This is a genomic window from Paenibacillus amylolyticus (genome assembly GCF_051136285.1).
GTDB classification, from domain to species: domain Bacteria; phylum Bacillota; class Bacilli; order Paenibacillales; family Paenibacillaceae; genus Paenibacillus; species Paenibacillus amylolyticus_F.
Map to the genome: position 1 here is coordinate 5,784,530 of NZ_CP194938.1, position 11,746 is coordinate 5,796,275.

General features: G+C 39.0%; 7 protein-coding genes. 5 read left to right on the top strand and 2 right to left on the bottom strand.

Going from position 1 to position 11,746, the window contains the following annotated elements:
* Positions 1 to 78 precede the first annotated feature (78 nt).
* From ACR8BL_RS25060 to ACR8BL_RS25070, 3 genes are all read left to right on the top strand, one after another.
* Positions 79 to 630 (top strand): ComEA family DNA-binding protein, encoded by a 552-nt coding sequence (locus tag ACR8BL_RS25060; RefSeq protein ID WP_434750054.1) that lies wholly within the window; start codon positions 79 to 81, stop codon positions 628 to 630.
* 46 nt (positions 631 to 676) lie between these two features.
* Complete coding sequence (locus tag ACR8BL_RS25065) at positions 677 to 1,198, top strand: deoxycytidylate deaminase (RefSeq protein WP_434750055.1); 522 nt, start codon at positions 677 to 679, stop codon at positions 1,196 to 1,198.
* Between the two features lie 111 nt (positions 1,199 to 1,309).
* On the top strand, positions 1,310 to 4,210 hold the full coding sequence (locus tag ACR8BL_RS25070; protein ID WP_434750056.1) for a ComEC/Rec2 family competence protein: 2,901 nt from the start codon (positions 1,310 to 1,312) through the stop codon (positions 4,208 to 4,210).
* A gap of 1,213 nt (positions 4,211 to 5,423) precedes the next feature.
* Here ACR8BL_RS25070 and ACR8BL_RS25075 read toward each other — a convergent pair.
* Positions 5,424 to 5,630, bottom strand: coding sequence for a DUF5316 family protein (locus ACR8BL_RS25075; protein WP_434750057.1), 207 nt, complete (start codon positions 5,628 to 5,630; stop codon positions 5,424 to 5,426).
* A 3,127-nt stretch (positions 5,631 to 8,757) separates the two neighbouring features.
* On the opposite strand from ACR8BL_RS25075, the gene ACR8BL_RS25080 reads away from it, so the two are divergent.
* A complete protein-coding gene (locus ACR8BL_RS25080; RefSeq protein WP_434750058.1) occupies positions 8,758 to 9,177 on the top strand; it encodes a hypothetical protein in 420 nt (139 codons plus the stop codon).
* A 213-nt stretch (positions 9,178 to 9,390) separates the two neighbouring features.
* Positions 9,391 to 10,152, top strand: coding sequence for a hypothetical protein (locus tag ACR8BL_RS25085; RefSeq protein ID WP_434750059.1), 762 nt, complete (start codon positions 9,391 to 9,393; stop codon positions 10,150 to 10,152).
* A gap of 1,000 nt (positions 10,153 to 11,152) precedes the next feature.
* On the opposite strand, the gene ACR8BL_RS25090 is transcribed toward ACR8BL_RS25085, so the two are convergent.
* Positions 11,153 to 11,455 carry a hypothetical protein gene (locus ACR8BL_RS25090; RefSeq protein ID WP_434750060.1) on the bottom strand — a complete coding sequence of 101 codons (303 nt, stop codon included), beginning with the start codon at positions 11,453 to 11,455 and terminating at the stop codon, positions 11,153 to 11,155.
* Positions 11,456 to 11,746: the final 291 nt, after the last annotated feature.

Here is an 11,746-nt window from a genome sequence, read left to right on the forward strand (position 1 = left end):
GTAATAGTATGAAACGGTTCGGAAGCACCGCCCGTGTTCGAAATGATTCCTATTTTGAATATGAGGGGCATGTGGAAGATGAGATGGAATAAAGGGATGTCCATTGCTGTAGCAGTGGTTGGAAGTATACTGATATTATGGTCGGGCAAAAGTGAACAGCCACCTAGTGGCTGGGAACCGATGCTGCTCGGCGCCAATCAGCCGACAAGTAAGCAGGATTCTTCTGCGATACAGTCGGCTGCTTCGGTTCCCGAGAATGTAACTGCTCGGCCTGAAGGTAAGGGGAGTGACCAGCAGTCTGGTGCTACAGCTAAGGCGGGGGACTCGAAGGATAAGGAGTCCCAGGTTAATGTTAATACGTCAGGTGATCCATTGCCTGAGCCAAAAGTTCAGACCGTTGAGAATCGTTCACCTGTATCTGAAACGACTGACAATGGGAAGATTGATGTGAACACGGCATCTGTTTCCAAACTCACGGAGCTTCCGGGGATTGGACAGAAGAAAGCCCAAGCCATTGTGGACTATCGTAATGCGCATGGTCCTTTTCGAAAGGTCAGTGATCTTACCAAGGTGAAAGGCATAGGCATGAAGATGCTGGAGAAGATGGCTTCATATGTACAGATTCGCTAATTCAACAGGATAGAAATGGGTGTTTATAGCGGGAGGAGAAGACTGCATGAGTACAGTAGAGCTTCGCAAGGATTGGGACACGTATTTTATGGATATCGCCTATATGGTTTCCACACGTTCCCGTTGTCCGCGCCGGCATGTAGGGGCTGTGCTGGTTCAAGGGAAAAAGCTGCTAGGTACTGCTTACAATGGTGCACCGATGGGGGTAGCGGATTGTTCGGAGGCTGGCTGCATGATATCGGAAGAATACGAGCTTGTGGTCACGGACGGCCAGGAGGAAATGGTAAAAAAACAGCGCTGCATTCGTACTATTCATGCGGAGCAGAATTTACTTTTATTCACAGATCGTATTGACCGCGAAGGCTCCACTGTATATGTAACCGATGAGCCTTGCTGGACATGTGCAAACATGCTGGCCAATAGCGGCGTGACTGAGATTGTATTTCATCGTTCGTATCCCAAAGATACCAGCAAAGTAACGAATATGATGCAGCAAAAAGGCGTAACATTCCGTGGACTCGACAATTACCAGCCTCCTCGGGAAACGATGATGACCGTAAGCAACTAACTAAGTTTCATAATTATGGGGAAGAACCTCCGGCAAGCCTGAATAGGCTTCCGGGGGTTTTTTGTGTATTTACTGGCACTGGGGATGATAGGCAGAGGGGAGAGGGACGGAATGCAAGGCAGACCATTGCTTCGCTTTACGATCTTTTGGCTGTGCGGAAGTGGTGTGGCATGTGTGTTGACAGGATGGACGTTGATTTGGGGAATAATTGGGGCTGTGGCATGTCTTCCACTCTTATTGCGTTTCATGAATATTCGTGGGTGGTCTATTCTTCTTTTGCTCATCGCTTTTGCAGGGGGCATCGTGCAATGGGAATGGAATGATTCTCGTAATTACAGTACATTGCCAGAATACTTACATCTGTCTAATGATGCCATTGACGGGGCTCAGGCCAAAATGGAAGGGAAACTTGTATCGGATGTACAGGTGGATGGGGATCGGGCTGGTTTCGAGGTGCAGATTACATCTTTGATTTTGGATCATGAAACAGAGAAGGTCGCTGAGAATGCTATATCGCCAGGATCACTAGCGTCACAAGTGCCCTCAGCCAGAATGAATGAACGAGTCATCGTGCAAGTTCGATTAATGGAGGAGCAGGAACAAGAGATAGCAGCTTCCTGGAAGCGAGGCGACAGGTTGATCCTATCCGGTTCTTTGGCCCTTCCCGGTGAAGCCAGGAATTTCGGGGGATTTGACTATCGTAGCTATCTAAGGACGCAGTATATCCACTGGATGATCAAGGTGAAGGGAGCCAGTGCGGTCACCGCTGTGTCTCCAGAAGGACTGGGGAAAATAAGTATACTGCGCTGGACGGATTCGGCAAGGCAACTGTTCGGTTCAGCGGTAGATCGATTGTTTCCTGAGCCACATGCCGGTTACATGAAAGGGCTGATCATCGGCATGGCGAAGGATATTGATCCAAATACGTATGGCCAATTCTCTCAGCTCGGACTAACCCATATCCTCGCCATCTCGGGTACACATGTTGCGGTGTATGTTGCTTCATTACTGATGCTCTTATCATGGCTGAGATTAACCAGAGAGACAGCTTTAACGATTGTGCTGGTTCTCATACCAGCGTATGTATTGCTTTCGGGTGGGTCTCCATCTGTCATTCGGGCAGGCATCATGTCGATGATTGGACTGTACATGGCAAAACGCGGATTGGCCAGAGATGGCATTCAGATCATCAGTGCAGCGGCTTTGCTGATGCTCTGGTGGAATCCCTACTTTTTATTAAATGTCAGTTTTCAACTTTCTTTTCTGGTGACCGCCGGGCTGATGATTTATATGCCACTTATCAACAGGATGTTCAGCAAATGGCCCAAATCGCTGGCGGCGACAGCTTCGGTTACGGTAACAGCGCAACTGATTTCTTTTCCGGTGACGATTCTGTATTTCAACCAGTTCTCATTGCTGTCCTTTACAGCCAACTTTTTGCTGGTATCTTTAATTAGTGCGGTGGTGCTGCCGTTGGGGACGGTCGCGATGATTCTGTCCTTCGTGTGGTTCCCGGCTGCGAAACTTCTGGCATGGATTGCGATTCAGCTGAATAAGCTCACCTTTTTTAGTGTGGAATGGATGAATAGTTTGCCCGGTTTTGTCATGATCTGGCCGACACCTTCGCTGTTATGGATCGCAGCCTATTATGTCATTCTGTATGTGTTGCTTTATTTGATTCATCAGCGGAGTGGTGGTAAGTCGCAACATAAAAATGCCGGAGAAGAGGATACAGCTCCATTGGGTATACATAGAAGAACCGCTGTCCAAGCGGCAGAACCGGGTCGAGGTTCACTTACTGTTCTTGGTGCCAGCATTGCTTGGCCTGAGTATGCGAGTGCTTTTACGTCTAAGGGTGCAGGATTCTATAGCGAAGTACGCATGAGCACAGTTAAGCGAGGGTTATACGGTGTACTTGCGATTAGTTTTATAGCCGGATTATGGTGGGCATACCAGACGCCGCGGCCTGCGGGAACAGGTGTGGTGCAATTCCTGGACATTGGTCAGGGAGACAGTACTCTAATTACTACGCCAGAGGGCAAACATATTCTTGTAGACGGCGGTGGTACGGTTAATTTTGGAGGCAGCGAACATTCGTGGAAAACGAGGCGTGACCCGTATGAAGTAGGCGCTAAAGTTGTTGTTCCATTATTAAAAAAGAGAGGCATTCATCAGCTCGATGCCGTCATTGTAACCCATGCGGATCAGGATCATGCTGGCGGGCTACAGGCTGTACTGGAACAGATTCCGGTGAAACGTTTGATGTTTAATGGCACGACGAGTGGAAAAGAGAAATTCGATCAGCTGCTGGGTACAGCGGTGCAACGTCAAATCCCGCTATTCGCTATACATCAGGGCATGACCTATAAGCCCGATGGGGAAACAGCTTTATATTTTATTTCACCAGAGCGAAGTGAATTGGTCGATTTATCAGGAGATGTTCCTGTTCTTGAGAATCAGAATGGTGGGTCGGTTGTTTTTTTACTGGAGATGGCGGGCACGTCTATGCTATTCACTGGAGATATGGAAGCAGCAACCGAACAGAATGTGTTGTATGACATTCAGGACGGTTCGCTTGCAGCCTCTTTTCAACAAGAAATTCAAGATTCGGCGGAGGCCCTTCGGAATAGCGGAACGGGTGCAGGTGTTGGCCGTGAATGGATGAACAGCTCGGCTGATATTAGCAAAAATGATGTTTCCTCCACACCTACATCCATATCCCGAATTCGATCAATCAATCCACTACACCACCACCTGTCTATAGATGTACTTAAGGTTGCTCACCACGGTAGCAAAACATCCTCATCAGAAGCATGGCTTCGGTATTGGAATGCCAAAGCTTCGCTGATCTCTGCGGGGGTAAACAATACCTATGGTCATCCAAATCCAGGGGTGATGACACGTTTGGAAGCAGTAGGTTCCCGGATTTATCGGACGGACCAGATGGGGGAAGTGCAGATGAAGGTGAAAGATGGGAAGATCGATGTGCGGTATAAGCTGGCTCCAAGATGAGAGTGGGTGAAGTAGCCAGAGGAATGAATACTACACAAGCACGTTTGGCATGATGGAGAGAACTTGGATTGTCAACCTTAAATCAGACCACTTTTTTAAGGGCTCTTGGCGATACTGAACAGGCGTCAAATACCCCAGGGAGCCTGATTGTTAACCAGTTGACGTAGTCGTATGATTTCGTTATAAATGGCTAAATTTCACCTAGTAAATGAATTCCTTTTTCATAACCTTATACATGGCTTAGGCTAAGGCATTTTCGTAGGGACAACCTTTAATGCTAACGGATGGCTATTACTAAACGTATCTAGATGGTGGTCCATAATGTCGTTTTTAAACTAACTTCCATGATCGGTATGAAACCACTGGATTTGGCATAAGTCGCCTTCTGCCGTTACAAAGGCACGTGAAACCTGAACAGCGTCCTAATGGGGATCTGCACTGTGGCAAGTAATCTCTCGATTGAACGTCAATGAGGATACAAACATAATGCCACCGATACCCGACCTTCAGATACGTTAGAGCACTTACTACGAAAAGTTAAACTCACGAACCAGTTATTTCGCTGTTTCTGCGACATTACAAGCCGTTTTATGCGCCTTAAATTTCGCAACGGTGTAGGTGGAAATGAGATCCTGTTCTTGCAATATTCGACCGTTCTTGATTCCGCCCAATCTTACACTTTCTTACCAAAGAAACTGGATTGGGATTAAACTGCTTGTAGAAGAGTTCCAAAGGATTGAAGTATGTTATAAGCAACCCAAATTAGTTTTGAGTTATTCATATTCTGTTTATTTCTCCAAACTCATATTTAGATTAAATCAATTTGCCCTCATAAAATCATTCAAATCCAAATTCATCATATTCTAATATTATAAACCTAAGGAAAGCATCAGGTAGTAAAGTATTCAAATTTTTAGCTTATATGAAACATCTTTTTTTTAAAGAACAAACAATAAATGTTCGATTTTAGAATACTACTCTTTTTTCTGAGGACAGATAACTACATTAAAAAGTTTTATTTTAACTGCTTCGCATAAAGCACAAAATGGCTTCGCAAGCAAAGTAGTTACTATGTTTTCCTTGGGAATAATTTATAATTATTAGATTTTAAGTTTACTGTTGGGTAAGTTTATGCTTCCAAATCAACTACTCCTATTTTTATCAAAGAAACTAACTGATAAAATATTCGAGGGTGATTCAACAAGGCTGTACGTTACCTTAATAATTGGATCAATCCAGCAACAGCAAACGAACAGACGCCTGCTAAAGCAGACCATTTAGCGACCTTCTTCTTTATTTCACGATCTGCCTTAGACTCTGAATGAAAATTACCTCTTTGTTGATAACCGGTTGTCCATGCTCCAATGCAAATTCCAGAAACAAAAATGAGAATGAGCCCTAGATAAATAAAAAAATTCATGTTACATCTTCCTTCCCAAACATCCTAGTTTTTATTAAAACGTTTATTAAAGGAAAAGGTTGCAAGTGAAGAAGAAAAGTTCTTTTCACGTTAAATTACTCGCTTGGAATTCCTAGTTAGATAGTGCAGAATAATTCAACTCCGTTTCTCCCAAGTTTAGTCTTACGAAGCCGTTTTTTTATACAAACGTTTGCTGGTAAGTTATATTTATTTACAGCTAGCATTATCTCAACGATTTGCGAAGAATATATAGAACTAACAAAGGCAAGCCTAATGAAGATTACCTTCCACCTGCCTTTTTCTGTCGATAGAAAATACCCTTAAAAAATTGCTTTATCACTATCAGCAAACTCATGAAAGTCTTCACTATTGTGCAGGACAGAGAATCATAAATTCTCTTAATCTAATGGCGTACAACCACAATAGCCAATGCTCAATTAACAGAAAAAGAATTTTTAACTGACGATATAGAGACCATAACTGAACAACTGGAATTGATTAATGGAAAAAAATGAAGGGTTAAATAAGTCAGTGACTATTTTTAGTTGTTTATCTGAGTATGAGGGCGCTTATACGTCTAAGGAATTCAGGTTCTATGGTCGTTGTTCCTTTATTGAAAAAGAGATACATTCATCAGTTCGATACCGTCATCGTAACCCATGCGGATCGGGATCATGCTGGTGCATTGCAAGCTGTACTGTAACAGATTCTGGAGAGACGCTTGATGTTTAATGAAAAAGAGAAATGTGATCAGCTGCTGATAATACGAAAAATCCACCTGGCGGCGACTAATTATGGTGAATATCTCTATTTAGTCTTATACTTACCAAGTGGTTCTTATACCTTCTCAATCAATGTAAGGGTTGCAGATGCGATTCTATACAGCAGTGCAATGCTAAATCCCGCATCTCTCTATACATCATGGCATGACCTATGAGTCAGATCAGGAGACAGCTTTATATTTTATCTCACTTGAGCGGAGTGAATTGGGTGATCCATCAGAAGGAGTGTTTGCTCTTGAGAATCAGAACAGGCTGATATTAGTAAAAATGATGTTTCCTCCAAAATGCATCCATATTTCGACTACAGACTTAATTAAAAGCAAAATTATTTACCCATAAGTATGTCAGGAATTCCTTAACATCCATTGTTTTTTAACTTTTTTGAAGCGCTACTCTTTAAAGCATAAGTTTGCCAAGAATTTTATAATGGAGTAAAAATGATCCTACACCAGTTGATGAAGGATCATTTAAATAAAGAACCCAATTCTCAAGAAAAACTAAACTTATACTAATCGTTTGTCAAATAGCATAGACAAGGGTGTTTAAAATAGTGGCTCGATTTGAATAATGTCTCTGTAAAGTAATGGAGCCCTACTGAAGCCTCAGTAAAGAGATTCTTGAATTTTAGTTGTTGAATGCTATTTTATTAATTGGTTCCAGGGTACACATTGGGATTCGAGCTGGAAATGGTTTAAGCATGTTCTTTTGTTAATCTCCTTTTTTGTTTTAGATTCTGGAAATACTCTTACTCTGTTTAGACCAAGAGTATTTAAAAGATGTGTTCTTTCCTCACTTGTTTCGTGAAGTTTAAGTTCGCCTTCTCTGGCTTCACGAGCCATAGTACTGCATTGAGCAATACTTAACGCTGTTTTTTCTGAGAATTTTAAAGAACATTCTTTCATATCTTCTGAAAGATAAAATTCTAATGCTCTTTCAAGCCAAAGCTTTAGAATTCCAACACATCCTTTCCTTCTTTCCTATAAAAACTCCCAATGCTCCAATAAATTGATTTCATGCACTGGTAAATGATCTCATAATAAGAAAATGCAGTTTTAAATTGTTTTAAATTCAAACGTTTCCTGCCCTATAGCTTGAGATGTGAACGTTCACACTACGATTACTTAACTGGGCACTATTATTTCGGAATTTGAAAAGTTCATATGTCACTGCCAGAATGTATGTAACCTTCGTTATATTTGCAATGGATTTGAGAATGTCCATTTGAACTAATAGTTTAGTTCTTCTAGCAATTTTAGAAATATGTTGCGCCTCATCAACTATACATGCAGGGATGTCCTGTGAATTAAAGCACTTTCGAAAGCCCATCTCAAAGCAGATGTAAAGATGATTTATTCCAACAATAGAGTAAAAGACAACTTCAACGTTGGCTAAATTCTACGTATGCAAGATCATAAAATGTATTTTGGAAATTAGAAAATAATTTTTCGCTATAAATATGCCCGATGTATTCCGAAAAAATTGTGTTAAGGCTATTCAAATCATAGCTCTAAGAATGTATTCCTTCAGCATGTATACACCTGTTAAATATTATGCTTCCAGTTTTACAAAAAATAAAATGATATTTGGTAACTTTTGATTTTAGGGCGAAGTTTGAGATATTCTCCTACATTATTAAGGGGATATGAGAGCTCCCATAAAGGCACAGAAAACTGCTGTTTAAATTAAGTTATTGTACCCTATTGGAGTTGATGGGGAGATATTTTTTCTTAAATTAAAGCTTGAAGCATGAGTGTGTAATCTGCAAAAACTTATGGTTTTAGTAAGTTAATCTATCTATACATGTACCTTAAGGGCACTCACCCACGGTAGCGAAACATCATCCTCAGAAGCATGACTTTAGTATTGAAATGCCAAAGTTGCACTGATCTCAGCGGGGTAAACAACACCTGTGTCATCCCCATCCAGGGGATGACACGTTTGGAAGCAGTAGGTTCATAGATTTATCGGACTGACTAGATTGGAGATAAAGTGCGATAAAAGCTTATTCGAAACGAAGAGGATAGTAGTGGAAAACCAATCTGAGTTATACAATCTTGTTTTAACTCGTGTCCATTCACTTAATATTAGCTTTAAATTTGAAAAAGTTCCCTTTCATCTTATAGGGTGAAAAAGCGCTTTTGAATACCAGGCGCTCTTATGTTATTTCTAATGAAATAATATTTTAAGTTTAATTTTAATAATTCTAAAACTAATCAGAAGCATTAGGCAGTGCAGTATAAGGGAGTAAATATAAGAAAAAATTTAAACTTGTTTGTGATTACTGTTTAAGATAAGGCTCATTTTATGATATTCTATAGTTATAAATTAAATAATGGAGGAAAATTATGAAAAAAAATAAAAGATTTTTGGTGTATATAAACATAATTATTTTTGTATTCGCTATTTCTCTTGCTGGTTGTTCAAAATTGCAAACAAAAATTAATCTTAAAGGTGAAAGTGAAAATTGGAGTGGAGAATTAGATACTACAGTAACAAATGGTAAAGAGGAAAACGGAAATTATACCATATTATATAAAAATGGTGATTGGAAAGATATTAAAGAATATAGAATTAATATAAATGAAGGAAGATTAATTGAGCAGGGAGAGAGTTTACCCTCGAATTTTATAAAGATCCCTATAATGCGAACACAGGGTGCACAAGTTAGTAACAATAATGTTCAATCTATTGACATAGAGTGGACAGATATTAATGGTAACAATTTAGAGGAGAAAATGATTTTGAAAGAAAAACTGAAGAATTGAATTCGACATTTTATGTCATTTAGTGCTAAATTACAGTTAATTTTTCATAAATGTGCAGTATATTTGAACTGTTATTAATTTATTAATTTTGGTTATTTCGCACCTGTATTATCACATTGTATGCCTTTAATATTAATATCATAAGTCAATTTAAGTGAAGGGAGAATAAGGGGACTTTCCTGACTTACAATCTATTTGTGTGGAGGAATCATAATGAAAAAAACAACAAAATTTTTATCAACACTAGTTATTGTATCAATGATTTTCGGTAGTTTAAATGTATCTGCTGATCCGTCTCGTGAAGAGGTAGTGCTGTTTGAAGAAGAACAAATTACTGATATTGATACCCTTATGGAACGTGCTGAAAAGGGAATAACAGACATTCCAGTTAACGAATCCATTCAATCCATTATCTCATTAGAGCCAGATAAATCGTTTGCGAATGCTCGCTCATTCACACAAATTAATGATTCAGACGAATTTGTTTTGGAAGAAAAATATGAAACAACCCAAAGAATTAAGGTGGTTCAAAAAGGGAACGACATAACTGAAACCTTTAGCACTACGAATATAGCTGTTTTGGCTGCTAATTCAAGCTATCAAACACAACCTGACTCTAGTGGGGGAGTTGTAGCATATTCTACAATTACTTATGACAAGGTGGTACAAAATAATCTAAACACTTACAAGCTTACTAAAGTTTCTGGTGGATGGAATAGACATGATACCAAAATTAATATGACTGATCGAAATTATACTTATGGTGCTACTGGTAATTCATTTGAAGGTGGATTTCTTGTTCAGCAAACCAGTGGGCAAATTAATACAACTTTAAACGCGTTTCAAGCGAATGCTCCAACCTCTTGGAAATATGTAGTGAAGGATTCACTTCTAACTTTTGGCGTTTCGTCTCAGGTTTCACTCAGTAGAGGAACGGGTTCAAAATGGAAGCTTATATTCATTCATCAATTATAATTTTCTTTACTTATATAGGGGGAGCCAACGATAGCTTCCCTTATAGATCTCATTGGGGAATATTTGGATTTCAAATACTTTACTAGATGTTGTATTACCAGTAACTGTTTTGTTTAACTTAAACGAAACAGTTTTTATTTTACAAAATTATTACTCTTTAAAATTGCTCAGAAGGATTGTGAGGAATTAAGTATACTTTAATTATGAATAAGTTATTATAATTAGAGTATACAAGTTTAGGCACACTCTATAAGTTGATATTAAAATAATGGGATTTTCAAGTAGTAAGTAGAAAAGAGGGATCAGCAAAACCACATTGTAGTAAACATGAGTTGCTGAGAATTAAGTTAATTGAAATTTTGTCATCGTAACGCTTAGAGGTATAGTCATCTGTTTACAAAGCCTTACAAGGATTGGTTTAGTGGCTAGGCTTCATAAACCTTGTGATTCTTGTGATATATTTGGATTAAGTTTCTCGTATGCTTCTTTTAATATTGGGAAGATCAAAAAAATATCTATTATTTCAAATTTTAATAATTTGCGTGAAGTCAAACGTAATTGTGGTTAGCTTTTTTTGTTGTAAAGTTCGAATAAATTACATTTAAACTTCCAATCAACTCAAAGTTGAAAAACATATTTGTTCTTATCCCTATTTTCAACTTGAAGTTATAGTGATTTATAAAATATATATTAGAATAAAAGGTTATTTTACATATTATTCAAAGTAATTTAACTCAAAAATACCTATGATACAGTTTCAAAAGGAAAGATTGAGGTTTGGGTATATTCAAGCACAGAGGGGATCAGGGCTTTAGGTTTCCTTAATGGAAAGCTGATGACCGTCTAATAACCTTTCAAATCATTACACAGCTTAACTTTTGTTGGTTACTAAAAACAAGAAAAGACCGCTTTTCCGTTACTCTCTATAGAAGAGAATAACGGGAAAGGGGCCTTTTTTACATATCCGTTCCAATCAATGAATATAAATGAAAGTATTTAATTACTCCACGCCGTCCTTGAAATGTTTATCCCAGTGTTTATCACCTTTGTGCAGAATATCTTCAACCGTTTTTTCCAGTGTCGCCAGTAGCTGTGCTCTGACATCCAGTACTGTTTCTCTGTACAAGCGTTCTTCCGATCCGACAATTTTATCGCCGTACAGGGCCTGGGCAGCTACGTATTTCCGATGTTCCTCCACCAAGGTATCAATGGATTGTAAGGCATGTTCCACAAAGTGGGAAATGCTTTGATATTCCTTTGGCATTTGTTCTTTTAATTCTTGAATTTTCGCTAGAGCTGGCATGCTCATCACCTCGTCTTATGAATGTAAATTTACAATACACCATTTTCATGAAAAATGCATTAAAAAAACCTTAAATTTGGACAAATTTCGACTTTTTTTATTTTCAGGGCTCAAAAAGTGCTTAATTATAATGTATGCTATTGCAATTGTTTTGAGTCGTGTAAGTACTGGAATACATGGTGTCAGACGTTTGGTGACTACGTTTGCATTTTCTGTTATTCTAAGATAAGATTCGGCGGCCCTTATACATAAGCCGTTATTTTGTGATGGGAAATTAAAATATACTTAACT